22 protein-coding genes are annotated in these 21,998 nt (G+C 73.7%); 13 read left to right on the top strand and 9 right to left on the bottom strand.

Features of this window, described 5'->3' with window-relative positions; translation table 11 throughout:
- Window positions 1–23: 23 nt before the first annotated feature.
- Both AB0G74_RS26620 and AB0G74_RS26615 read right to left on the bottom strand, forming a co-directional pair.
- Window positions 24–1,499: an FGGY-family carbohydrate kinase gene (locus AB0G74_RS26620; RefSeq protein ID WP_361150908.1), complete on the bottom strand. Its 1,476-nt coding sequence runs from the start codon at window positions 1,497–1,499 to the stop codon at window positions 24–26.
- Between the two features lie 70 nt (window positions 1,500–1,569).
- On the bottom strand, window positions 1,570–2,625 hold the full coding sequence (locus AB0G74_RS26615) for a 2-hydroxyacid dehydrogenase (RefSeq protein ID WP_361150905.1): 1,056 nt from the start codon (window positions 2,623–2,625) through the stop codon (window positions 1,570–1,572).
- Between the two features lie 332 nt (window positions 2,626–2,957).
- Here AB0G74_RS26615 and AB0G74_RS26610 point away from each other — a divergent pair, with 332 nt between their 5' ends.
- The 3 genes from AB0G74_RS26610 to AB0G74_RS26600 all read left to right on the top strand — a co-directional run bounded on the left by AB0G74_RS26610 (window position 2,958) and on the right by AB0G74_RS26600 (window position 6,057).
- Window positions 2,958–3,662 (top strand): histidine phosphatase family protein, encoded by a 705-nt coding sequence (locus AB0G74_RS26610; protein WP_361150902.1) that lies wholly within the window; start codon window positions 2,958–2,960, stop codon window positions 3,660–3,662.
- Window positions 3,663–3,667: 5 nt separating this feature from the next.
- Window positions 3,668–4,444: a DeoR/GlpR family DNA-binding transcription regulator gene (locus AB0G74_RS26605; protein WP_361150899.1), complete on the top strand. Its 777-nt coding sequence runs from the start codon at window positions 3,668–3,670 to the stop codon at window positions 4,442–4,444.
- A 158-nt stretch (window positions 4,445–4,602) separates the two neighbouring features.
- Window positions 4,603–6,057: an FGGY-family carbohydrate kinase gene (locus AB0G74_RS26600; RefSeq protein ID WP_361150897.1), complete on the top strand. Its 1,455-nt coding sequence runs from the start codon at window positions 4,603–4,605 to the stop codon at window positions 6,055–6,057.
- A gap of 245 nt (window positions 6,058–6,302) precedes the next feature.
- Here the strand turns inward: AB0G74_RS26600 and AB0G74_RS26595 are convergent, their stop codons facing one another.
- A complete protein-coding gene (locus AB0G74_RS26595; RefSeq protein ID WP_361150894.1) occupies window positions 6,303–6,893 on the bottom strand; it encodes a lytic polysaccharide monooxygenase auxiliary activity family 9 protein in 591 nt (196 codons plus the stop codon).
- 348 nt (window positions 6,894–7,241) lie between these two features.
- Here AB0G74_RS26595 and AB0G74_RS26590 point away from each other — a divergent pair, with 348 nt between their 5' ends.
- Window positions 7,242–7,718, top strand: a complete 477-nt coding sequence (locus AB0G74_RS26590; protein ID WP_361150892.1) for a hypothetical protein — start codon at window positions 7,242–7,244, stop codon at window positions 7,716–7,718.
- 74 nt (window positions 7,719–7,792) lie between these two features.
- On the opposite strand, the gene AB0G74_RS26585 is transcribed toward AB0G74_RS26590, so the two are convergent.
- A complete protein-coding gene (locus AB0G74_RS26585; protein WP_361150890.1) occupies window positions 7,793–9,136 on the bottom strand; it encodes a PLP-dependent aminotransferase family protein in 1,344 nt (447 codons plus the stop codon).
- A gap of 230 nt (window positions 9,137–9,366) precedes the next feature.
- Between AB0G74_RS26585 and AB0G74_RS26580 the strand changes: the two genes are divergently transcribed.
- The 4 genes from AB0G74_RS26580 to AB0G74_RS26565 all read left to right on the top strand — a co-directional run bounded on the left by AB0G74_RS26580 (window position 9,367) and on the right by AB0G74_RS26565 (window position 12,307).
- Window positions 9,367–9,906 carry a DinB family protein gene (locus tag AB0G74_RS26580; protein WP_361150888.1) on the top strand — a complete coding sequence of 180 codons (540 nt, stop codon included), beginning with the start codon at window positions 9,367–9,369 and terminating at the stop codon, window positions 9,904–9,906.
- A gap of 224 nt (window positions 9,907–10,130) precedes the next feature.
- On the top strand, window positions 10,131–10,772 hold the full coding sequence (locus AB0G74_RS26575; protein ID WP_361150885.1) for a DUF4956 domain-containing protein: 642 nt from the start codon (window positions 10,131–10,133) through the stop codon (window positions 10,770–10,772).
- On the top strand, window positions 10,769–11,617 hold the full coding sequence (locus AB0G74_RS26570; protein WP_361150882.1) for a polyphosphate polymerase domain-containing protein: 849 nt from the start codon (window positions 10,769–10,771) through the stop codon (window positions 11,615–11,617). The genes AB0G74_RS26575 and AB0G74_RS26570 overlap by 4 nt, the downstream gene beginning before the upstream one ends.
- Before the next feature lie 237 nt (window positions 11,618–11,854).
- A complete protein-coding gene (locus tag AB0G74_RS26565; RefSeq protein ID WP_361150880.1) occupies window positions 11,855–12,307 on the top strand; it encodes a GNAT family N-acetyltransferase in 453 nt (150 codons plus the stop codon).
- A gap of 103 nt (window positions 12,308–12,410) precedes the next feature.
- Here the strand turns inward: AB0G74_RS26565 and AB0G74_RS26560 are convergent, their stop codons facing one another.
- Both AB0G74_RS26560 and AB0G74_RS26555 read right to left on the bottom strand, forming a co-directional pair.
- Window positions 12,411–13,229, bottom strand: a complete 819-nt coding sequence (locus tag AB0G74_RS26560) for an SAM-dependent methyltransferase (RefSeq protein ID WP_361150878.1) — start codon at window positions 13,227–13,229, stop codon at window positions 12,411–12,413.
- 140 nt (window positions 13,230–13,369) lie between these two features.
- Entirely contained in the window at window positions 13,370–13,942 is a 573-nt protein-coding gene (locus AB0G74_RS26555; protein ID WP_361150876.1) for a TetR/AcrR family transcriptional regulator, read from the bottom strand.
- Between the two features lie 317 nt (window positions 13,943–14,259).
- Between AB0G74_RS26555 and AB0G74_RS26550 the strand changes: the two genes are divergently transcribed.
- The 3 genes from AB0G74_RS26550 to AB0G74_RS26540 are packed head-to-tail and all read left to right on the top strand — an operon-like array spanning window position 14,260 to window position 16,591.
- On the top strand, window positions 14,260–14,958 hold the full coding sequence (locus tag AB0G74_RS26550; protein WP_361150874.1) for an ABC transporter permease: 699 nt from the start codon (window positions 14,260–14,262) through the stop codon (window positions 14,956–14,958).
- Window positions 14,955–15,629, top strand: a complete 675-nt coding sequence (locus tag AB0G74_RS26545) for an ABC transporter permease subunit (protein ID WP_361150871.1) — start codon at window positions 14,955–14,957, stop codon at window positions 15,627–15,629. The genes AB0G74_RS26550 and AB0G74_RS26545 overlap by 4 nt, the downstream gene beginning before the upstream one ends.
- Window positions 15,629–16,591 (top strand): ABC transporter substrate-binding protein, encoded by a 963-nt coding sequence (locus tag AB0G74_RS26540; protein ID WP_361150868.1) that lies wholly within the window; start codon window positions 15,629–15,631, stop codon window positions 16,589–16,591. The genes AB0G74_RS26545 and AB0G74_RS26540 overlap by 1 nt, the downstream gene beginning before the upstream one ends.
- 16 nt (window positions 16,592–16,607) lie before the next feature.
- Here the strand turns inward: AB0G74_RS26540 and AB0G74_RS26535 are convergent, their stop codons facing one another.
- On the bottom strand, window positions 16,608–17,909 hold the full coding sequence (locus AB0G74_RS26535; RefSeq protein WP_361150865.1) for a hypothetical protein: 1,302 nt from the start codon (window positions 17,907–17,909) through the stop codon (window positions 16,608–16,610).
- A gap of 118 nt (window positions 17,910–18,027) precedes the next feature.
- Window positions 18,028–18,660: a TetR/AcrR family transcriptional regulator gene (locus tag AB0G74_RS26530; RefSeq protein WP_361150863.1), complete on the bottom strand. Its 633-nt coding sequence runs from the start codon at window positions 18,658–18,660 to the stop codon at window positions 18,028–18,030.
- 112 nt (window positions 18,661–18,772) lie between these two features.
- Between AB0G74_RS26530 and AB0G74_RS26525 the strand changes: the two genes are divergently transcribed.
- A complete protein-coding gene (locus AB0G74_RS26525) occupies window positions 18,773–20,170 on the top strand; it encodes an MFS transporter (RefSeq protein ID WP_361150861.1) in 1,398 nt (465 codons plus the stop codon).
- Window positions 20,167–21,411, top strand: coding sequence for an FAD-dependent monooxygenase (locus AB0G74_RS26520; protein WP_361150859.1), 1,245 nt, complete (start codon window positions 20,167–20,169; stop codon window positions 21,409–21,411). The genes AB0G74_RS26525 and AB0G74_RS26520 overlap by 4 nt, the downstream gene beginning before the upstream one ends.
- Window positions 21,412–21,496: 85 nt before the next feature.
- Here AB0G74_RS26520 and AB0G74_RS26515 read toward each other — a convergent pair whose 3' ends face one another.
- On the bottom strand, window positions 21,497–21,988 hold the full coding sequence (locus tag AB0G74_RS26515; protein WP_361150856.1) for a GNAT family N-acetyltransferase: 492 nt from the start codon (window positions 21,986–21,988) through the stop codon (window positions 21,497–21,499).
- Window positions 21,989–21,998: the final 10 nt, after the last annotated feature.

The following is a 21,998-nucleotide window of genomic DNA, read 5'->3' as shown; positions in this document are numbered from 1 at the left end:
GGACCTGGATAAGGAGCATTCGGTCAGCTGCGGTGCGCGCTGAGGTCCGGCCCGCCCCAGCGCGCCCGGACGACCGCCAGCTCGTCGCGGTACCGCGCGTACCCCGCCTCGTACCGTGCCCCGGCACCGGGCCGGGGATCCACGGTCCGGTGCCCCGGCAGCGCCCCGGGCCCCGGATCCGTACCGAGCGACATCCGCGCCACGGCCGCCACCCCGGCCGCCCCGACCTGCTCGGCCTCGGGAATCCGGACCGGGACACCGAGGACATCGGCGATCAGCTGGGCCCAGAGCACCGAGCGGGTACCGCCGCCGCAGAGCGCCAGCGTCCCGGTGAGCCCCGCGGTCTCCAGACAGTGCCGGGCGGCATAGGCCACGGCCTCACAGACGGCTCGCACCACATCCGCCGGGCCGGTCGCCAGACTCAGACCGTCGAGCCGCCCGTGCGCGGCGGGCTCCACGAACGGGGCCCGCTCGCCCGCCTCCGAGAGGAACGGCAGGGCCGTCACGCCCCGCGCCCCCGGCGGGCTCGCCGCCAGCAGCCCGTCCACATCGTCCGTACCGGCGCCGACCAGTCCGAGCACCCACTCCAGGGCCGCCGTGCCGACCATCGCGGGCATGGCCCGCAGCCAGCGCCCCGGCACGGGCGTACAGAGCCACATCCCGGCGGGCTCCGCCGCCGGATCCAGCTCCACCCGGTCCGTCAGGACCTGACTGGCCAGGGTCGTCCCGAGAATCAGCAGCCCGTCGCCCGGCTCCCGTACCCCGCTCCCGATCGCACAGGCCGGAAGGTCGTACGGCCCCGCCACCACCGGCAGCCCCTCGGCGAGCCCCAGCAGCCCGGCCCCGGTGGCGTCGAGGCCGAGGACCGTACCCGGCGCCGCGGGCTCCGGCAGCAGCCGGGCCTGATCCGCGATCCCGCAGGCGGCCAGCGCCCCCGGCGCGTAGCTCCGGGTCCGCGGATCGAGGAACGGCAGCGTCGCGTCGGAAGCGTCCAGACAGACCCGCCCGGTCAGCCGCTGGGCCACCGCGTCCACGCAGTACCCGGCGACGGCCGCCCGGTCCAGCGCCGAAGGCTCGTACTCCTGGAGCCAGTTGAGCAGCGGTCCGTGGCAGCCCGGGAACATTCCCGAGCCGGTGAATCCGTACGCCCGCCGGATCGTGCCGTCCGCCAGCCAGCGGGTGACCAGGTCCGAAGCCCGTGCGTCCATCCAGGAGATCGCCGGACGGACCGCCCGGCCGTCCTCGTCCCGGAGCCACAGCCCGTCGCCCTGGCCGGTGAGCGCCAGGGCGTCCGGCGCCCGCCCGGCCGAGGCCACCACCTCGCGGACCACCGCACCCACACTCGCCACGACATCGTCCGGATCCTGCTCCACCCGGCCGCCGGGCAGCCGCTCCAGCCGGGAACGCCGCGCGGCCGAAGCGACCTCGGCGCCCGACTCGTCGAAAAGGACCGCCTTGGTGACCGAGGTACCGACGTCCACCCCGAGGACCGCCGTCATGACCGGACCCCCGCCGCCGTCCGGCCCGCCCCGATCTCCGTCCGGGCGCCGCCGCGCCCCCGGGCGGGGGTCACGGCCGGTCCGCCGCGAACACCTCGGGGTTGGCCGGATGGGCGAGCGGCTCGCCGCGGGTGAACCGGCCCACCTCGGCCGCGGTGATCGTCGCGGCCCGGTGCGCCGTCTGCCGGGTGGCGCCCGCCAGATGGGGGGTGGTGATCACATTGGGGGCGGCGCGCAGCGGCCAGTCGTCCGGCACCGGTTCGATGTCGTACACATCGAGGGCGAGCGCGCCCAGCCGGCCGGTCCGCAGCATGTCGGGCAGCGGCCCGTGGTCCAGCAGCCCGCCGCGCGCCGAGTTCACCAGCACCGCGCCGGGCGGCAGCAGGGCCAGCCGCCGGGCGTCGATCAGCTGCCGGGTCTCCTCGGTGAGCCGGGCGTGCAGGCTCACCACCGAACTGCGCCGCAGCAGGGTGTCCAATTCGACGGGCTCCACCCCTTCGGCCGCCGCCTTCGCCGGGTCCGTGTACGGATCGGCGACCAGCACCCGGGCACCGAACGCCAGCAGGACCCGGGCGACGATCCGCCCGATGGCGCCGTAGCCGACCAGTCCCACGGTGGCCCCGTCGAGTTCGATGCCGCCCTTGTCGTACGCGTAGAGGTCACCGCGCCAGACACCCCGCTGGAGGGCGGCGTCCGATGTGCTGATCCGGCGCATCGCGGCCAGCATCAGCCCGATCGCGAATTCGGCCGCGGCCGGGGCGTTACGGCCGGGGGCGAAGCTGACCGCCACCCCGTGCCGGGTGGCCGCGGCGAGATCCACATTGACCGGGCCGCCCCGGGAGACCGCGACCAGCCGCAGCCCGGACGAGGCGGCGAACACCCGCTCCGTGAACGGCGCCATCTGGGTGACACAGACCGAGACCCCGGCCAGCGCCCCGATCAGCTCCTCCTCCGTGCCGCTGGCCTCGCGCACCCCGCCGACCGGGCCGAACGGTTCATAGGGCCAGGGCAGGGTCAGCTCGACCAGTTCGGGGGCGTCCCCGCCGGACCCGGGCAGCTCCTGGGCGAGGGCGGTCCGGATCAGTTCGGGACGGACGAAGTGGTCACCGGCGGCGAGGATACGCATGAGGACCGTTCCTTCTGCGGGACCCCAGGGGGAGGGCCCCACGGGGGGGAGACCTGCGGAAGCGGACGGCGCGGCGGTCGGTGGCGCCGGAGGGGCGACGGTCGTCGGGGTGGCCGACCCGGCAAGGGCCGGGAACCGGGCGAGAAGTGTCTGTTAAATTTAACAGCGGTGATGTGAAGCAGCAATGACGACCCGTCCCCTTTACGGTCTTTCATCCCGACTCCTCCGGCGAGCCCCGCGACCCGAGCCGCCTCCGGCCCCCGCCGCCCCCGGCGCCGCGGCGGTCCGGCCACCGCGCCCGATCCCGTCCGTCTCCGGAAAGGACTGCCCCGATGACCTCGCGCACCGCGCGCCTTCTGCTCGTCCGGCACGGCGAGACCGAATGGCACGCCGAGAACCGCTATGCCGGGATCTCCGATATCGCCCTCACCGCCGAAGGCCGGGAGCAGGGGGCCGCCCTGGCGCGCTGGGCCGCCGAGGCCGGGGTGAGCGCCGTCGTGGCCTCCCCGCTGGGCCGCGCCCGGCATACCGCCGAGCCCGCCGCCAACGCCCTCGGCCTCCCGCTGGAAGTCGTCCCGGGGCTCCGGGAGATGGACTTCGGCTGGGGCGAGGGCCGGACCATCGCGGAGATGGCCGCCGAGGACCCGGAGGCGGTACGGCGCTTCCGCGAGGACGCCGACTCCGGTCTCTTCCCGGGCGCCGAGCCTCTCGCGGCGGTCGCGGCCCGGGCCACCACCGCCCTGCGCGAGCTGGCGGTACGTCACCCCGGCGGCACGGTCCTGGTCGTCGCCCACAGCACCCTGCTGAGGATCGCCCTCTGCGCGCTGCTGGGGCTGCCCCTGGGGCGCTACCGGCTGCTCTTCCCCCGGCTCGACAATACGGCCGTGACCGAGATCCGGTTCACGGCGGACGAGACGGGCCGGGCCGCGCTCTACAGCCTGAACATCCCCACCGCCGCCACCGCTTTCGGTGCCGACGGCGGTGGGGCGCGGGCCCGGACGGCCGCCCCGGAGTCCGCGGACCGTACGCGAGACTGACCTTCATGACCAAGAACTCCGGCGACCAGCGCAGACGGCTCATCGCCGATCATGTCGTCCAGCACGGCACCGCCACCGGCGCTGATCTCGCCCGGCTCACCGGAGTGAGCCTGATGACCGTCCACCGCGACCTGGACGACCTCGAACGCCGGGGCGTGCTGCGGCGGTTCCGGGGCGGTGCCTCGGCCCTGCCGTCCACGGTCTTCGAATCCAGCCTCGACTACCGGCTCGGGGTGAACACGGCCGAGAAGGAGGCCGTCGCACGGGCCGCCGCCGCCCTGGTGGAGCCGGGGATGTCGGTGATGCTGGACGATTCGACCACGGTCCTCGCCCTGGCCCGAATACTGGCCGGGCTGGCACCCCTCACCGTGGTCACCAACGCCCGCCGGGTGGTGGACGTCTTCGCCGAACGTGACGACGTCCGGCTGATCGCCCTGGGCGGCGAGTACTCCCGTACCCATGACTCGTACCTCGGAGTGCCCTGCGTCGAGGCCGTGGAGGCGCTCTCGGTCGATCTGGTCGTGGTCTCGACCTCCGCGCTCGACGCCCGGCTCGCTTACCACCAGGAACAGGACGTGGTGCTGGTCAAGCGGGCGATGCTGCGCTCCGGCGCCCGGACCGCGATGCTGATGGACCACACCAAACTCGCCCGTACGGCACTGCACCGGGTCGGACCGGTGGGCGATCTCGACGAACTCGTCGTCGACGACGGGGTCGCCCCCGACGTCCTGGCCCGGCTCCGGGAGAGCACCTCTGTCACCGTGGCGCCCGTCGCGCGCTGACCGCCCGAGCCGGTTCGCCGCCGCGCCTCCGCCCCCCGGTCCGGCACCTCTGTGGAAAGCGTGTTGAATTCACGGGACCCGTGTTAATTTCACCCGGGCGAGAGCCATCACCGGCGGGCCCCTGCCCGGCCCGCCGCCCGTGAGAGGACCGGTTCCGGATGAGCAGCCGTCCCGTGGTCGTCGGGATCGATATCGCCACCGCGTCCGTCCGCGCCCTCGCGGTGGACGCCCGGGGCGAGGCCCGGGCCGAGGCGCGTGAGCGTCTGCCCGATCCGGTCCGGGGCCCCGGCGGCACCAGCGAGCAGGACGCGGAGAGTTGGTGGCCCGCCGTCCGGTCGGCGCTGCGCCGGGTCACCGGCGCGCTGCCCGGCGGCGGCCGGGAGACCGTCGCCGTCGCCGTCTGCGCCACCTCCGGCACCATCGTCCCCACGGGCCCCGGCGGCCGGTTCATCGGCCCGGCCCTGATGTACGACGACCGGCGCGCCGCCGCACTGAACGCGGCGGCCCAGCGTGCCGGTGCGGCCCGCTGGGACGCCCTCGGCCTCACCGTCGGCCCCACCGCCGCCCTCGGCCGGGCCGTCTGGTGCCTGCGAGCCCACGGCCCCCGGCTGCGGGGGATCCTGCACACCCCCGACGTGGTGGGCCGCGCGCTCACCGGGGAGGCGGTACGGGCCGACTGGAGCCACGCCCTGAAGACGGGGTACGACCCCCGGGCGGGCGAGTGGGCCGCCGACGTCCTCGACGCGCTCGGATTCCCCGCCGGACTGCTGCCCGCCGTGGCGGCGCCCACCACGGAGGCCGGGACCGTGTCGCCCGAGGCGGCCGGGGCCACCGGGCTGCCCGCGGGCTGTTCCGTACGGCTCGGGATGACCGACGGCTGCGCCGGACAGCTCGCCACCGGTGCGGTGGCGCCCGGCCAGTTCGTCGGTGTGCTGGGTACCACCTATGTGCTCAAGGGGGTCTGCGCGGAGCTGGTCCGCGATCCGGCGGGCGCCCTGTACAGCCACCGCCATCCGGACGGCTGGTGGCTGCCCGGAGGTGCGTCCAGTACCGGCGGCGAGGCGCTGGCGGGGCTCTCCCCGGCGCGGCTCGGCGCGCTCGACCTGGCCGCAGCCGAGCGGGGGCCCGCCTCGTACGTCCGCTATCCGCTGCGCCGCGAGGGGGAGCGGTTCCCGTTCGTCGCGGCCGGTGCCCGGGGGTTCGAACTGGGCGCGCCCGAGGACGAGACGGACGCCCACCGGGCCGCGCTGGAGGGCGTCGCCTTTCTCGAACGGCTGGCCGTGGAGCGGTTGGCGGGCCTGGGCGTGCCCGTTTCGGGGCCGCTGTACGCGGCGGGCGGGGGCAGCCGCAGCCGGGTGTGGACCCGGATCCGGGCCACCGTGCTCGACCGGCCGGTCCGGGTGGCCGGACGGGCCGAGACGGCCTTCGGCGCGGCCCTGCTCGCGGCCTCCGGCACGCTCCACGAGGATCTGACGGGGAGCGCCGCCGCCATGGCGGGCCCGGGCGCCGACGGCGAGGTGGAGCCGGTACGGGACGAGCGCGCGGCGCTGGAGGACGCGTACGGCCGGTTCGTGGTGGAACTCCGGGCCCGGGGCTGGCTGGACGGCGGCTGAACCGCCGCGCGCGTATGCCCGCCACCCGCCGGACGCGTCCGACCGCACACGCCTGTACGCCACCGGCGTGACGGTGCCCTGTCCGGCCGGACGCGCCACCGCACACGGCGACGGCGGGCGGGCGGTGCGGCGGTCCGGGCCCATGTTCCCGGACCGCCGCGGTCCGTACGACCCCGGCCGGGGCCGGGGCCGTCGGGTTCCGCGCGACGGTCGCCCCGATCACCGTCGTGACGCGGTACCGCCGATCAGAACTTCACGTCGGAGCAGTTGTAGAAGGCGCCGTCGGTGTCCGCGATGGTCCAGACGCCGAGGATGATGTGACGGCCGGACTTCTGCGGCAGCACACCGGTGTGGGTCACCGTCGACGGCGGCCTGACCCCGCCGAACGGCACGGTCAGGAAGGGCTGCGGCTCCAGGTCGGCCCGGGTGAGGGGCTTGGCGGGGTCGTAGCCGTCCTTGGTGATGTAGTAACGGAAGTCGCTCGTCGCGTGCCGGACCTTGATGCGCCACAGGAAGGTGTGCTCCTGGCCCGCCGTCAGCTGGGTCGCCGGCCAGTTGCCGCCGCGCGGGTCGTCCAGCTCGGAGAACCGGCCGATGCCTCCGGCGCAGATCTTGCCGTCGGGCGCGCCGCCCTGCGGGAAGCCCTTGATGCCTTCGACGCTCTCCGGCTCCCATTCGATCTGGCCGCAGTTCTGCACGGCGCCGGTCTGGCAGAGCTTCTGCCGGCTGACCGGGGAGTCGGCATAGCCGTGGCTCTGGGCGCTGCCGGTTACGGCGAAGGTCAGCAGGCCCGCCATGCCCATGCCGAGCAGGGACGGGAGGATTCTTCTTCGCATGCTGTGCTCCATGAGTGGGGGGATGGAGTGGGCAGTGGGTGCCGCATGCGGCCCGGTGGCGCTCCGGCGCACTGCCGGGTGCCCCGGTCCCGCCGGGAGCAGTGCGTGCGGGGCTGACCATCGGCCCATTAGGTCTAGACCAAGTCGGAGGTTAGTGCTCCGAGTTGGGCCTGTCCACCGCTCGCGGAACCCGCCCGGATAGCGGACGGCGCTCCGGACGGCCGACGAGGCGCCGTTGACGGCACCCGGACCGGCTGCCAGCGTGCTTCGCGCATCCGATCACCCGGAGCAGACACAGAGCAAACACGGAGGCCCGCCGATCCGGCGGGCGACAGGAGGGGTCCGTCGATGAATACCCGTACCCGCAGACCGGCGATCGTCTCGGCGGTCGCGCTCGCCGTCTCCGGCGCGCTGCTCGTCGCCGGGGGCACCGGCACGGCACAGGCCGCACCCGCCCCGGCGCCCGCCTCCCAGGCGGCCCCGGTCGCGATCCAGAGCCAGCCCACCCCGGAGGAGCAGGAGAAGCTGCGGGAGATCGCCGGGTCGATCTGGACCCCCGAACTGGCCGCGGGCTGGAACATGAACGCCGACGTCGCCGATGTGCTGTCGCAGGCGACCGACCGCATCATCCAGTGCTCCGCCGCCTACGCCCTGGTGCCCAAGCCGCCCGGCTTCCGCCCGGGCCTGGGCTATCTGGTCTCGTACTGGAAGAACATCAGGGACTACTTCCTCGCCGTCCGGGGGGACCGCCAGTACAAGGCGTGCGTGGTCTCGACCGCCGCCTACTACCGCTCGATCATCGAAATGGCGTCGGCGGGCATCTGACCCCGCCCGGGTGTACGGCGCCGTCGGCGCGCCGTACACCCCGGCCCGCCGCGACTCCCGACCCTCGGCGGGGCCTAATCCCCGACCAGGTCGTCGGGGGCGGAGCGGGCCAGCTGGGCCAGGATGGTCAGGGCCCGTTCCAGCACCGGTTCCGGGGGAGACGCCAGCCCGATCCGGACCGCGTCGATCTCCCGGTGGCGGGCCACCGCGAAGGCCGCGGCCGGGACGACCCCGATGCCCCGGCGGGCCGCGGCGGCGACGAAGGTATCGGAGCGCCAGCCGCCCGGCAGCTCCCACCAGCAGTGGTACGAGGTCGGTTCGGTCCGGATGGTGAAGTCCGCCAGCAGCCGCCGGGCGGTGAGCTGACGGGCGGCGGCCTGCCGCTGCTTGGCCCGGACGAGGGTCCGTACGGTGCCGTCCCGCTGCCAGCGCGACGCCGCCTCCAGTACGAAGCCCATGGGCTGGCTGCCGCCGGAGCGCACCGCGACCGCGACCGAGGCGTGCAGGGCGGGCGGGACCACCACATATCCCAGATTGAGCCCCGGGGCGATCCGCTTGGAGAGGCTGTCCACCAGGACGGTCCGTTCGGGCGCCAGGGCGGCCAGTGGCGGTACGTCGTCCCGGAGGAACGCCCAGACGGTGTCCTCGACAGCGGTGATTCCCAGCCGTAGCAGCACCTCCGCGAGGGCCGCCCGGCGCGCCGGGGACATCGTCACGGAGAGCGGATTGTGCAGCGTCGGCTGGACGTAGACCGCGTCCAGCGGGCCGCCGAGCCGGGCCCGTTCCAGCGCCTCGGGCACCAGCCCGTCCTCGTCGACCGCGAGCGGAACGACCGTCGCCCCCAGCCGGGTCACCAGTGACTTGACCGCCGGGTAGGTGACTTCCTCGACCCCCACCCGGCCGCCGGGGGGAACCAGCGCGGCCAGGGTCGCGGCGACCGCCTGCCGGCCGTTCCCGGTGAACAGCACCCGGTCGGGGGCGGGCCGCCAGCCGCCGCGGGCCAGCAGATCGGCGGCGGCCTCCCGGGCCGCCGGGGTACCGGCCGGGCCGGTCGGCGCGAGGGCCGGATCCAGGGTTCCGGGCCGTAGCAGCGGGCCCATCGCCCGGGCCAGCAGCTCCGACTGCTCCGGTACCACCGGGTAGTTGAGCCCCATATCGACCGGGCTGCGCCCGCCGCCGGTGAGCGCGGGGGAGGGGGTGAGCGGATCGGGGGCGGCCCGGACGAAGGTGCCCCGGCCGACCTCGCCCGAGGTCAGCCCCCGGCGGGCGAGTTCCCGGTAGACCCGGCCGGCGGTGGAGGGCGCGATGCCCCGCAGCCGGGCGAACTCCCGCAGCGGCGGCAGCCGGTCACCCGGCCGCAGTCCGCCGGAACGGATCTCCTCGGTCACCGTGTCCGCGACGCTCTGATAGTCCGTCAACGCCCCTCCTCCCCGGAGGAACCCCCGGCCCGCATGTGCGCGCATCCAATCACGGGATTGCACCGAGTGCAATATCCAGGATTGCATCGAACCAATACGGGTTCTACACTCGGATGCTGTCCGATGTCCCGTACACCCAGTGGTGGTGACACCGGGACGGGCGACCGCCGCGGACGGCATCTCCGGCGACCGGCGCGGACGGTGACCATGAGGAAGGAACCCGTGGTTCGATGAGCGCGACACCGCTGACGCGGCCCGTCCCGGTCTCTCCGTCCCTCCCGCTTCCGCACTGCCGCCGCTGCGACTTCGGTGACCGGCCCTTCGACCGCGCCACCGCCCCCGACGTACTGCGCGACTACGCGCTCCGCTGGCGGCGCGTCCTCGCCGACCCCGGCACTCCCACCGGGCGGGTGGGGGTCCTCGCCTGGTCGCCCCTCGAACACGGCTGCCACGTCCGCGATATGTGCCTGCTCTTCCGGCGGCGGCTGGCGGCGACACTCGGTACGGCGCCCGGGCCGGAGCCGGAGGACCAGGACGATCCGGCCCGGCTGACCGGGCTCTACCGCGACGAGGATCCGCGCCGGGTCGCCGGGGAGCTGGCCGCCGCCGCCGAGGCCCTGGCGCGGGGGCTCGCCGTACTCGGCCCCGCCGACTGGGACCGCGAGGACCCGCGGCTGCCCGGCGAGCGGCTGACGGTCGAGTTCTTCACCCGCCATCTCCTCCACGACATCGCCCACGATCTCGGCGAGGTGCTGCGGGCCGCGGACTGAACCGCGCCCCGAGGGGCGGGCCCTGACGCGCTCACCTCCGGTCGCGGCCCGTTCATGAGTGTCAGATGAGCTTCCTCATGAGAGCCGTCTCATATTCTTGTGAACGAATTCTCATACCCTCTTTGGTGGAAACGGAAATGCCCTTTCCCGTTTCTTTGCGTGGTGTTCGTCTACGATTTCCGGAATCTTGGCCCTACTTCACGTTTCCGTTCCGGAGGTAGCTCATGGAGTCCCTGAGACAACTCGCCGCCCACTTAGCCCTGGATCTAACGGCGGTCGGCATACTCACCTTCGCGGTCTACTATCCGCGGCACCGGCGCCGCGATCTGCTCCCCGCCTATCTCGCCCTCAACGCCGCCCTGTTCACCGTGGTCGCTGCGCTCGCCCAGATCGGCAGCGGCGGCGGTGCGGCGCTGGGATTCGGCCTGTTCGGGGTACTGTCGATAATCCGGCTGCGGTCGGATTCCATCCAGCACGAAGAGGTCGCCTATTACTTCACCACCTTGGTGATCGGACTTGTCTGCGGCCTGCCGCAACTCGAACTCCGGGAAGCCGGGGCGCTTACCCTGCTGTTGCTGGTCGTGGTGTACGCGGCCGACCATCCGCGACTCTTCGCCCGGTCCCGCCGGGCCGTCGTGACCCTCGACGCGGTCTACGGAAATCCGGAGGATCTGCGGAATGATCTCTATCTGCGGCTCGGCGAACCCCTCAACTGGACCGTGCTGGAAGTCGACTACGTCCGCGATCTGACCGTGGTCGACGTCCGCTACCGGACACCGAAGGCGCCCGCGGGACGCGTCCGGTCCTCCGACTCCGCCGCCGAAGCGGACCGGAGCGGGGACCGGCCCGAACTGGAGTCGGTGTGAGCCCTGCCGCAGGCGCCCCGGCGCCCGCCGTCCCCGGTCAGCTGGTACTTCCCCAGCTGGACGCCGTCGCCGAGTCGGTCCTCCCGGCCGCACCCGTCTCCCTGGCCCAAGTCCAGGCCCGGGCGGAGCTGATGGCCCGGTTCGACCACGCCTATCTCGTCCCCGACACCGTCTTCACCGACCTGGTCGCCCATCTCACCGACCCGGCCAGACCCGGCGGCCCCTTCCGGATCCTCACCATCGACGGGCTCCGCTGGTTCCGCTACCACTCCGTCTACTACGACACCCCGGACTGGCGCTGCTTCCACGAGCACCGGCAGGGCCGCCGCCGACGGTTCAAGATTCGTGAACGGGTCTATCAGGACTCCGGACTGCGGCAGTTCGAGATCAAGCTCAAGAGCGGCCGGGGCGAGACCGTGAAGCACCGCCGCCCCCTCACCGGCGCCGACACCCCACTGGACGCCCCGTATCTGGCCTTCCTCGCCGACCGGCTGCGCAGCGCCTACCGGATGGCTGCCCCCGAGACCCTGTCGCCGTCGATCGTCACGGACTACCGGCGGGCCACCCTGGTCTCCGACGGCGAACGGATCACCTGCGACACCGGCCTGCGCTGCCACGACGTGCGCGCGGACCAGGCGGTGCGGTGCGATCCGGGACTCGTACTGGTGGAGACGAAGACCACCGGCGGACTGACCGACGCGGACCGCTTCCTGCACGCCCGCGGCGTACGGCCCGCGGTCTTCACCAAATACTGCGCCGCGATCGCGGCCCTGCACCCACGGCAGCCGGCCAATCGCTGGCGCCGCGCAGCCCGGCTGGCCTTCACCGAGGCCCCGGACCACTGACTTCCGACTCCGTCGACGCGCTGTCTCCCGTCGGCGGTCCGCCGCCGGGGCGTGGGCCCGCCCCGGCGGCACCCCCTGGCCCACCGTTCGTGGCCCGGGACCGAGGGTTGCCGCGACCCGGCACCCGTCCGGCCCCGGGCCGTCCGCCGGGCACCGGGACCGGACCATGCGAAACCCCGGAATCACGGGACCCCGGTTGACCCGGGGCGCTTCCGGGACGGCCTTTAAGGTCGGAGCATGACCGACTTCGAGATCCGCCCGGCTTCCGCCGGGGACCTGGGCGCCATTGTGGCCATGCTCGCCGATGACCCGCTGGGTGCCACCCGGGAGTCCCCGGGTGATCTGACGCCCTATCGGGCCGCGTTCGAGCGGCTGGCGGCCGACCCCAACCAGTTCCTGGTCGTGGCGGAGCGGGACGGGACGGTGGTGGGCACCCTCCAGCTCACCGTGGTGCCGGGGCTGTCGCGGCGCGGGGCCACGCGATCGATCATCGAGGGAGTGCGGGTACACGGCGCGGAACGCGGCAGCGGTCTCGGGACTCTGCTGATCGAGTGGGCCGTCGAGGAGTCCCGCCGGCAGGGATGCGGTCTGGTGCAGCTGACGTCGGACAGCACCCGCGCCGACGCCCACCGCTTCTACGAGAGGCTGGGTTTCGTCGCGTCCCATGTGGGCTTCAAGCGTCAGCTCTGACGACGACCGCACTGCACCGGACGGGCCGGGGCCCGGCGGCGGCCGAGGAGGCCGTCCCACCGGGCCCGGTCGTACGACGTCCGTACGGAGGTCCGGTGACGGACTACGGCTTGCGGCCCACCCCGCCGAGGGCGATGACCTCGCCGTCCGTCCGGGCGCCCGGGACCGGGCGCCACTGGGCCAGCGGGACGACACCCGGCTCCAGCAGTTCCAAGTCCTCGAAGAATCCGGCGATCTCCTCGGGGGAGCGCAGGAAGTAGGGCGCGGCACCGCTGTCGTTGTACGCGCGGGTGGCCTCCGAGTTGCCCCGGTGGGTGTTCACACTGTCGTTGAAGACCAGATAGCTCCCCGACGGCAGGGCGTCCATCACCCGGCCCACGATCGAACGGGCCTCCTCGTAGGTGGAGACATGGCCGATCACCTGCATCAGCGTCAAAGCCACCGGGCGGCTCAGATCGAGGATGTCCCGGGCCTTGCCGATGATGGCCGCCGGATCGTGGAGGTCCGCGTCGATGTAGTCGGTGGCGCCCTCGGGGGTGCTCACCAGCAGCGCCCTGGCGTGCGCCAGGACCAGCGGATCGTTGTCGACGTAGACGATCCGGGACGAGGGCGCGGCCCGCTGGGCGATCTGATGGGTGTTGTCGGCGGTCGGCAGACCGGTCCCGATGTCCAGGAACTGGCGGATCCCCACCTCGGTCGCGAGATGGGTGACCGTACGGGCCAGGAAGGCGCGGGAGTCCCGGGCCAGCTCGACGATCCCGGGGAAGGACTGCCGGAACTCCTCGCCGACCGCCTGGTCGACGGGGTAGTTGTCCTTGCCGCCCAGCCAGTAGTTCCAGACCCGGGCGGAGTGCGGCGATCCGGTGTCGAACTCCGGATGCCGCGACTGGCCCGTTTCGCTGCCCGGCTTGTCGGCTGTCATGGCGTGAACCTCCCGGCTGTCCTGCGGTATTCAAGTGATCTCTCCGGGCACAACCTAACGCCGGTACGCCGGTCGGCCGACAGTGGGTGGCTGATACAGGCTGATTGGCGGGGGGAGACGGGGCGGTTGGTGCTCCGGGGTCAGTGGAGGTGCTCCGAGGGCGCGTCGACGGAGCGGTGACGGGCCGCTGCCGCCGCCTCGAACGCCGTACACCCCTGTGCCCAGGCGGTATCGAGGTCGGCGCCCGGCGGGAACCGGCCGTCGAGTTCGAGCATCACCATGCCGTGGGCGAAGGCCCAGGTGGCGCGGGCGATATCGGGGTCCCCGCCGACGGCCCGGTGGAGCGGGGCGGCCGTACGCTCCTCCAGCCCCTCGGGCAGCGCGTGCCGGGGCAGCGGCCGGGCGGCCGTCAGCCGGTACATATGCGGATGGGCCAGGGCGTGTTCGCGGTACGCGCGGGCCAGCGGCAGCAGCCCCGGCTCGGTGGCCCCGACCGCGGCCAGCCGGTCGGCGGTCTCCGCCATCCCCAGGGCGACCAGCGCGTTCTCGACGGTGGCCTTGTCGGGGAAGTGTTTGTAGAGCGACGGGGCGCGGATCCCGACCCGCTCGGCGATCGCCCGCATGGACATCGCCGCCACCCCGTCCTTCTCCAGGATCTCCCGGGCCGCCGTGACGATCTGACCAGCCCGCCCGGCCGGGCGGAGATCAGCCATGACGCACCGGCCGGTGCGGCACGGTCCGGAGCTGCCGGGCGAGCCCGGCGGCGGACCGGGGCCGCCGGGCGGTGACCGCCGGGGGTCCGTCCGGAAGGGGAAGGGGGAGGTCGGGCGGGGCTGTCGTGCCGGGTGTGCGGAGGTTCATCAGCTGCTCCCCGTACCGTGGCTAACGGCGTTAGCCCGAGAGTCGCACCATACGGTTAACGGCGTTAGCCGTCCAGGGGTGCGGAGTATCCGGTACGAGAACGGGCCCCGGGTCGCCTGTTCGGCCGAGCCGCCGCGCGCCCGCCCCGGGGCCGGGCTCCAATGAACAGATGACCGCGAGCGGCACCCCACCGGACGACTGCCTCGCCCGCAATGAATGGATCTGCGGCGCCTATCTCTCCTCCCGCCGGGAGATCCTGCTCGACGCCGTCCTCCAGCACCTTCAGCTCACCGCGGTCGCCGTCGCCCTCGCCCTGCTCCTCGCCGTCCCCCTCGCGGTCGCCGCCCGCCGTTGGCGCTGGGCCGCCGGACCGGTCCTGGCCGTGACCACCGTCCTCTACACCATCCCGTCGCTGGCGATGTTCTCCCTGCTGCTCCCCGTCTACGGACTCTCCGCCTCCCTCGTGATCGCCGGACTCGTCCTCTACTCCCTCACCCTGCTGGTCCGCAATCTCCTCGCCGGACTGCGCGCCGTCCCCGAGGAGACCCGGCAGGCCGCCCGGGGCATGGGCTACGGACCGGTCCGGCTGCTGCTCACGGTCGAACTGCCGCTCGCCCTGCCCGCCGCCGCGGCCGGGCTGCGGATCGCCACCGTCTCCGCGATCTCCCTGGTCACCATCGGCGCCATCGTCGGCTACGGGGGCCTCGGCAACCTCATCTACGCCGGGATGAACACTTACTTCAAGGCCCAGGTCCTGACCGCCTCCGTGCTCTGTGTGGTGATCGCCGTCGCCGCCGACCTCCTGCTCCTCCTGCTCCAGCGGCTGGCCACCCCCTGGGACCGGGAGCGGAAGGGGGCCGCCGGATGAACACCCTCTCCCAGGCGTGGAGCTGGCTGACCGACCCCGCCCACTGGTCGGGCGAGGGCGGCATCGCCCAGCGGCTGACCGAACATCTCCTGCTCACCGTCGTCTGTCTCGTCCTCAGCTGTCTGATCGCCCTGCCCGTCGCCCTCGTCCTCGGTCACCTCGGCCGCGGCGGCGCGCTCGCCGTCAACATCTCCAACATCGGCCGGGCCGTGCCCACCTTCGCCGTCCTCGTCCTGCTGCTGCTCAGCCCGATCGGCGGCTACGGCGAATGGCCCACGATCATCGCCCTCGTCCTCTTCGCCGTACCCCCGCTGCTCACCAACGCGTACGTCGGCATGCGCGGCGTCGACCGGGACGTCGTCCGGGCCGCCCGGGGCATGGGCATGACGGGCCGCCAGCTGCTGCGCGGGGTCGAAGTGCCCCTCGCGCTGCCGCTGATCCTCACCGGCGTCCGGATCGCCGCCGTCCAGCTGGTGGCCACCGCGACCATCGCCGCGCTGGCGGGCGGCGGCGGACTCGGCCGGATCATCACCGCCGGATTCAATCTGGCGTCCACCCCCCAGGTCGTCGCGGGCGCAGTCCTGGTCGCCGTACTCGCCCTGCTGGTCGAAGGCGTCTGCGTACTCGCCGAACGCCTCGTCCCCGCGGGCGTCCGCGGGACGGCCGGCTGATGCGCCGCCGCGTCCGCGTCCGGGCCCGGGCGGCGCTGGCCGCCGTCGCGCTGCTCCTCGCCGCCGGATCGGCCTGCTCCACCGGCCCGTCGCTGGAACACCGGGGCGATGTCACCGCCCCGCCCGGCGACAGCCGCGATCTGACCATCGGCTCCGCGGGCTTCACCGAGAGCGATCTCCTCGCACAGATGTACGCCCTGCTGCTGCGGCGGGCCGGATACCGTACGGAGATCCTCTCCGTCACCAACCGGGAGATCTACGAACCGGCGCTGGAGACCGGCCGGATCGACGTGGTCCCCGAATACGCGGCCACCTTCGCCGACTGGCTGAACGCCAAGGCCAACGGGCCCGGGGCGGCACCCGTCGGCTCGCCCGACCTCGCGACGACGATGAGCGCGCTCCGCCGGCTCGCGAAACCCCGCGGCCTCACCGTGCTCGACCCCGGCCGGGCCGTCGACCAGAACGCCTTCGCCGTGACCCGGGAGTACGCCGCCGAACACGGGCTGAAGACCCTGAGCGACCTCGGCCGGGCGAAGCTCCCGGTCCGGCTGGCGGCGGGCGACGAATGCGTGGAGCGCCCCTACTGCGAACCCGGGCTGCGGAAGACGTACGGCATCGACGTCGTCGCGGTCGACCCCAAGGGCGTGGGCACCACCCAGGCGAAGCAGGCCGTCCAGAGCGGCCGGGACCAGATGGTCCTCACCACCACCACCGACGCCACCCTCGACCAGTTCGGCCTGGTCCTGCTCGCCGACGACCGGCACCTCCAGAACGCCGACTACATCGTGCCCGTGGTCAACCGGGCCCGTGCGGGCGGCCCCGGCGCCGTCCGCGCCCTCTCGGCGCTCAACACCGTACTGACCACGGAGGACCTGGCGTCGATGAACGAACAGGTCGACAGCTGGCGCCGGCTGCCCGAGGACGTGGCCCGGGCCTACCTGGAGCGGAAGGGGCTGCTGTGAACCGGAGCCGGACCGCTCAGCCCGTCCCCGGGCCCCCGGCTACCGGCGGACGGGTATGGAGCTGTTCGAGCCGCCGCTGGAGGACCCGCAGCGCGCCCCGCTGACGACCCGGCACCCGCCGCCGCAGGGCCACCAGCCGGGGCGCCGCGCCCCGGGCCCGGTCCGCGTCCCGGATCTGCTCCCACTGGTGGTGCGCCCGGTCGACCGCGCCCTCCACATCGGGGTCGTCGGCGGTCTGCCGGGCCGTCAGCCGGGCGTCCGCCGCCGACATCCACAGCTCACAGCTGAGCGCCGGGTCTCCGGCGAGCCGGGCCAGATCCGCCCGGACCTCCAGCCAGTGGATCGCCTGCCGCGAACCGGGGCCGTACAGCTGGAGTTCGCGGCGCTCCCACGCGGCGGCGACGGCCGCCGCCTCGGCGTGCCGTCCGGACTGCGCGGCGGCGAGGATCGCGGGATGCGGATCCTGGACCGTACCCGCCGCCGGGTCGGCCGCCGGAGCCCCGGCCCCGCCCGTCACCCGCGAATCCGGAGCGGCTCCCGCTACCGGTACCGGGGCCGTGCTCCCGGGGGCCGCCGGAGCCGGGTCGGCCGCCGCCCGGGCCCGGGGCGGTACGGCCCCGGCATGCGGCACGGGACCCGCGCCGGGCAGCGGGCCGAAGTCCGGCGGGGGCGTCAGCAACAGGGCCCCGGCCGACTCGGACTGCTGGGCCGCCTGTTCGTGCAGCGCCGCGAGACCGGGCCGGGCGCCACTGCGCCAGATCGCGGCGCATGCCCCGAGATACCCCGGTACGGCCGCCTCCCGGCGGCCCGGCGGCGGCGCCACCTTCCCGTAGAGCCGGATCGCGGAACCGAGCGCGAGCAGCCGGGGGCCCTCCTCGGAGAGCCGCTGCCAGACGTCGGGCGCGGTGACGAGATCGACGACGACGGTCGTCGTCCCCGGCCTGCGGATGGTCAGCTCGGAGGCCAGCCAGTGCCAGGGCAGGGCCGTATAGCGCAGGGTCGTCGGGGTGGTCCTGGCGAGCGCCAGATGCGGCAGCCGCTGCCGCCGGTCGAGCTGGAGTTGACCGGTGACGTACAGGAACAGCGGGCCCTCGGTGGTCGCGGCGGCCCGGACCCGGGTCAGTACGGTCTGCGGGTCCAGCGGGTCCGCCAGCTCCACCACCGTGGCCGCGTCGGTTCCCGTCAACGCGCTCGGCGGCACCGCGGCAAGCGCGGGCAGTACCGACCCGGCGTCGATCAGCCGCCCCTTCCCGACCGGCGCCGCCGCGATGAGCAGCGCGGTCCCCGCCGCGGTCGTGTCCCCACCCTTGATCAGCACAGCAGCACCGTAGCCCAATCCGATGACCGGATCGCCCGAACACCCTCCGAAACCACCGCGACGGGAGCGGCGGCACCCTCCCGTGCCCGCGCCCGCCCCGACCCCGGTGACGCGGGTCCTACGCCGTTCGGTACGCCCGGAGGAAGGTCCGTACGCCCTCGACCACCAGCGGCCGGACCCGGGGGTCCTCCGCGGCGTTGGCGGAGCCGTACCGGTGCAGCGCCGTTCCGAAGGTGAGGGCGATGAACTGGTCGGCCGCGAGCCGGGGGTCGGGGACGTCGAGCAGCCCGGCCGCGCCGAAGGCGGCGAACCGCTCGGCGAGTGCCTCGTCGGGGGTGTCGGCCATGGCGTTCTCGCCGCCCTGCGGCGGCCGTCCGGACTCGGCCCGCACCAGCCGTTGGAGCGTGGCGTACTCCGCCGAACCCAGCATGTCGGTGGCGATCCGCATGGAGAACGTGACCAGGACGTCCTCCAGTTCGGCGGCCTCGGTGCGGTCGGTCAGGGTGTCGTCGAGGATCCGCCGGATCGTGGCGATCAGCGACTGTCCGACGGTGTCGACCACCGCCCGGAGCAGGGTCCGCTTGTCGCCGAAGTAGTCGTAGACCGTCCGCTTGGACACCTCGGCCCTGGCGGCGACCGCGTCGACGCTGGTCCGGTCGAATCCATCGGCGAGAAAGAGGTCCCGGGCCGCGGCGAGGATGGCGGCCCGTTTGCGCGCGGATCCCTCACGCAGGGTCTTCGTGGTCGGCATGGCCGTATCCTAACCTTTCTACACTGCACGGTGTAGTTTACTTTTGGGGCGGGGAGGCGAGTCCGCCCCGCCGACCGGCGACAGCCGTCGGGTACTTGAGGAAAGGACGCCCATGACCACGATCCCGCGCGCCCCGGTCCGGGTCGGGAAGCCCGCGGTCGCGGCCCTCGGCCTGCTGGCCGCCGCCACCGGAACCCTGGAGTCGGTGGTGACACCGACGCTCCCGCTGCTCCAGCGGGAGTTATCGATGACCCCCGCCCAGGGCGCCCTGCTCGGCATCACCATGCTCGTCACCGGCGCCCTGGTGACCCCGATCGCGGGCAACCTCGGCGACCGCCACGGCGGCAGGCGGGTGATGCTCCGGCTGATGGCGGTCGTGGTGGCCGGTGGCCTGGTCTCGGCGGCGGCGCCCAATCTGCCGGTACTGCTCATCGGCCAGATCCTCCAGGGCGCGATGGTCGGGGCCATGCCGCTCTCCTTCATCCTGGTGCGTACCTACCTCCCGGCGGGGGAGTCCCAGGTGGCCATCGGGGTGGTCAGCGGGCTCTTCGTCGGCGGCGGCATGCTGGGCACCCTGATCGCCGGGCCCCTCGCGGAACAGCTCTCCCGGCACTGGATGTTCGCCGTGCCGACGATCGCTATCGCCGTGGCGACCCTGCTGGTCCGGCTGCTGCTGCCGGACGATCCACCGGCCCGCTCGGACGGCGCCGGGATCGACTGGCCCGGCCTGGTCCTGCTCAGCGGCGTACTGCTGACCTTCATGGCCGGGCTCGCGATCGCGCCGGAGGCCGCCGCACTGCCGCTGCCGCTCGTCGCCGTCGTGTTGCTGCTGGTGGTCCTCGTCGCCGCGTGGATCCGGGTCGAACGCCGCTCACCGGCGCCGATGGTCGACCTGGCACTGCTGGCGAAGCCCGCGATCCGGAGCGCCTACGCGATCACCTTCGCCGTCTGTGCGGGGACCGCGGTCGCCACCCATCTCGTACCGCAACTGCTCGCGGCGTCCGCCGAGGGCCCCGGCTTCGGGGCCGACTCCACCGACATCGGACGGTATCTGCTGCCAGGCGCCGTCGCGGCGGCGGTCAGCGGCCCGCTCGGCGGTGCCGCGGCCCGGCGGTTCGGCGGTACCGCGGTGGTCGCCGCCGGAGTCGCCGTGATGACGGCCGCTCTGACCGCGCTGGCCCTCTTCCACTCCGAGATCTGGCATCTCGTCGTCGCCAAGACGCTGATCGCCCTGGCCAGTGGTGTCTGTGTGACGGCGATGGTCGTCCGGACGGCCACCGCCGTCGACCGGGACGCCACCGGTACCGCCACCGGACTCGTCCTGGTGACCCGGGTGATCGGCTTCGCCGCGGGCGTCCAGCTCAGCGGTGCCCTGCTCACCGCCGGGACCCCGGCCGGAACGGACGACGCCGCCGGATCGGCCTACGTCACCGGCTTCCTCGTCGCCGGGGCCGTCACGGCGCTCTCCCTGTTCGCCCTCCGCAAGACGACCGAAGGAGCCGGGAAATGACCCCCGCCGAAGCCCCCCGAACCGCGACCGGGACGACGGCCGGGAGCCGTCCCGCGCCCCGGCGGAAGGTCCTGATCTCGGGGGCCGGGATCACGGGCCCCGCCCTCGCCTACTGGCTGACCCGGTACGGCCATACGGTCACCGTCGTGGAGAAGGCTGGCGCGCCCCGCGGCGGCGGCTACCCCGTCGACGTACGCGGCACCGCCTTGGAGGTCGTCCGGCGAATGGGGCTCCTGCCACGGCTGCGCGACGCGCGGATCGACTCGCGCCGGTTCACCTTCCTCGACGGGGACGGCGGGATCGTCGCCGCGGTCGATCCGTACGCCCTCGGCGGCGGGGCCGCGGGCCGCGATCTGGAGATCCGGCGCGGGGATCTGGCCGAAGCCCTGTACGCGGCCGTCCGCGACGAGGTGGAATTCCGGTTCGACGACACGATCGACACCCTCGACCAGTCCGGCCACGGCGTGGACATCACCTTCCGCCGGGGCGGCGAACACACCTTCGCCCTGGTCGTCGGCGCCGACGGCACGCATTCCAGGACCCGGGAGCTGGTGTTCGGCCCCGAGGAGCGGTTCCACCGGTATCTCGGTTACTGCTTCGCCGGATTCACCCTGCCCAACACCTTCGGTCTCTCCCGCGAGATCGTGATGTGGAACACCCCGGGCCGGGCCGCCGCCCTCTACGCCGTGGCCGACGACGGCGATGTACACGCCCTGCTCAACTTCGCCCGCCCCAGGCCGCCGTTCGACGCCTTCCGCGACCCGGCGGACTGGCTCGACCCGGTGGCCGAGGTCTTCGCCGGTGCCGGATGGGAAGTCCCGCGCCTGATCGGCGCCATGGGCGAAGCCGGTGACCTCTTCGCCGATGTGGTCGCCCAGATCCGGCTGCCGCGCTGGTCCACCGGCCGGGTCGCCCTGGTGGGCGATGCCGCCTACGCGCCCTCGTTCCTCACCGGACAGGGCACCAGCCTCGCCCTCGTCGGCGCCTATATGCTCGCGGGCTGCCTGGCCGTGGAGACGGACCCCGCCGAAGCCCTCGCCGCCTACGAACGCCGCACCCGCCCCTTCGTCACCGCCAACCAGGATCTGATCGGGGACGGCGACGCCCTGCTCTTCCCCACCACCGCCGGGGGCCTCCGGCGCCGCAACGAGATGCTGCGCGCACTCCGAACCGCGCCCGCCACCGCCGGACGGCCCGCCCATTCGGCCCTCACCCTGCCCGTCTTCACACCCGGGCGGTGACCCCGCGGGCCCGCGCGCCGGTGGCGACGGCCGTCACCGGCGCGGGGTCCCGGACTTCGGGCCCGGTACGGCGGCCGGTCCGCCGTCAGGACGCCGACACCGCTTTACGCATCACCTTCTGCCGGGTCACCCCGTCCGGCAGCGGCGGACCCGGCTCGGGGGAGGTGGTGAAACCGTTCCGCAGATAGAGCGCGATCGCCGCCGGATTCCCGGGCACGACCAGCAACCGCAGCGACCGCGCGCCGAGCCGCCCGGCCCGCTCCTCGCAGGCCGCGAGCAGCCGGTCGCCGACACCCAGGCCCCGGGCGGCGGGAGCCACCCAGACCGACCGGATCTCGTAGCAGCCGGTCTCGTCACCCGGCACGATCCGGGCCATCCCCAACGGTTCACCGGCCCGTTCGGCGATCAGATTGCACGAACCCGGCGCCGCCGACATCGTCCGCCAGCGGTCCTCCTCGCCCCGGTGCCAGTCGGCGGCCCGTGGAGTGAAGGCGTACGGGGCCTCGGCGAGCGCCGAACGCCGCAGCGCGCTCCACAGCGGCCAGTCCTCGTCCCCGGCGTTCCGTATGGTCACCATGCGGGCGAGT

It is taken from the genome of Streptomyces sp. NPDC020875, from assembly GCF_040641415.1.
Taxonomy (GTDB): domain Bacteria; phylum Actinomycetota; class Actinomycetes; order Streptomycetales; family Streptomycetaceae; genus Streptomyces.
The sequence above is the reverse complement of the archived record's forward strand: the minus strand, read 5'-3'. Positions and strand labels throughout refer to the sequence as shown.

Excerpts from the sequence above, each read along its gene's own strand:
- AB0G74_RS26565 (WP_361150880.1), top strand. The coding sequence starts at position 11,855 with ATGACCGACTTCGAGATCCGCCCGGCTTCCGCCGGGGACCTGGGCGCC.
- AB0G74_RS26615 (WP_361150905.1), bottom strand. The coding sequence starts at position 2,625 with ATGCGTATCCTCGCCGCCGGTGACCACTTCGTCCGTCCCGAACTGATC.
- AB0G74_RS26525 (WP_361150861.1), top strand. The coding sequence starts at position 18,773 with ATGACCACGATCCCGCGCGCCCCGGTCCGGGTCGGGAAGCCCGCGGTC.
- AB0G74_RS26550 (WP_361150874.1), top strand. The coding sequence starts at position 14,260 with ATGACCGCGAGCGGCACCCCACCGGACGACTGCCTCGCCCGCAATGAA.
- AB0G74_RS26530 (WP_361150863.1), bottom strand. The coding sequence starts at position 18,660 with ATGCCGACCACGAAGACCCTGCGTGAGGGATCCGCGCGCAAACGGGCC.
- AB0G74_RS26610 (WP_361150902.1), top strand. The coding sequence starts at position 2,958 with ATGACCTCGCGCACCGCGCGCCTTCTGCTCGTCCGGCACGGCGAGACC.
- AB0G74_RS26560 (WP_361150878.1), bottom strand. The coding sequence starts at position 13,229 with ATGACAGCCGACAAGCCGGGCAGCGAAACGGGCCAGTCGCGGCATCCG.
- AB0G74_RS26605 (WP_361150899.1), top strand. The coding sequence starts at position 3,668 with ATGACCAAGAACTCCGGCGACCAGCGCAGACGGCTCATCGCCGATCAT.
- AB0G74_RS26540 (WP_361150868.1), top strand. The coding sequence starts at position 15,629 with ATGCGCCGCCGCGTCCGCGTCCGGGCCCGGGCGGCGCTGGCCGCCGTC.
- AB0G74_RS26590 (WP_361150892.1), top strand. The coding sequence starts at position 7,242 with ATGAATACCCGTACCCGCAGACCGGCGATCGTCTCGGCGGTCGCGCTC.
- AB0G74_RS26595 (WP_361150894.1), bottom strand. The coding sequence starts at position 6,893 with ATGCGAAGAAGAATCCTCCCGTCCCTGCTCGGCATGGGCATGGCGGGC.
- AB0G74_RS26545 (WP_361150871.1), top strand. The coding sequence starts at position 14,955 with ATGAACACCCTCTCCCAGGCGTGGAGCTGGCTGACCGACCCCGCCCAC.
- AB0G74_RS26515 (WP_361150856.1), bottom strand. The coding sequence starts at position 21,988 with ATGGTGACCATACGGAACGCCGGGGACGAGGACTGGCCGCTGTGGAGC.
- AB0G74_RS26620 (WP_361150908.1), bottom strand. The coding sequence starts at position 1,499 with ATGACGGCGGTCCTCGGGGTGGACGTCGGTACCTCGGTCACCAAGGCG.
- AB0G74_RS26520 (WP_361150859.1), top strand. The coding sequence starts at position 20,167 with ATGACCCCCGCCGAAGCCCCCCGAACCGCGACCGGGACGACGGCCGGG.
- AB0G74_RS26580 (WP_361150888.1), top strand. The coding sequence starts at position 9,367 with ATGAGCGCGACACCGCTGACGCGGCCCGTCCCGGTCTCTCCGTCCCTC.
- AB0G74_RS26555 (WP_361150876.1), bottom strand. The coding sequence starts at position 13,942 with ATGGCTGATCTCCGCCCGGCCGGGCGGGCTGGTCAGATCGTCACGGCG.
- AB0G74_RS26600 (WP_361150897.1), top strand. The coding sequence starts at position 4,603 with ATGAGCAGCCGTCCCGTGGTCGTCGGGATCGATATCGCCACCGCGTCC.
- AB0G74_RS26575 (WP_361150885.1), top strand. The coding sequence starts at position 10,131 with ATGGAGTCCCTGAGACAACTCGCCGCCCACTTAGCCCTGGATCTAACG.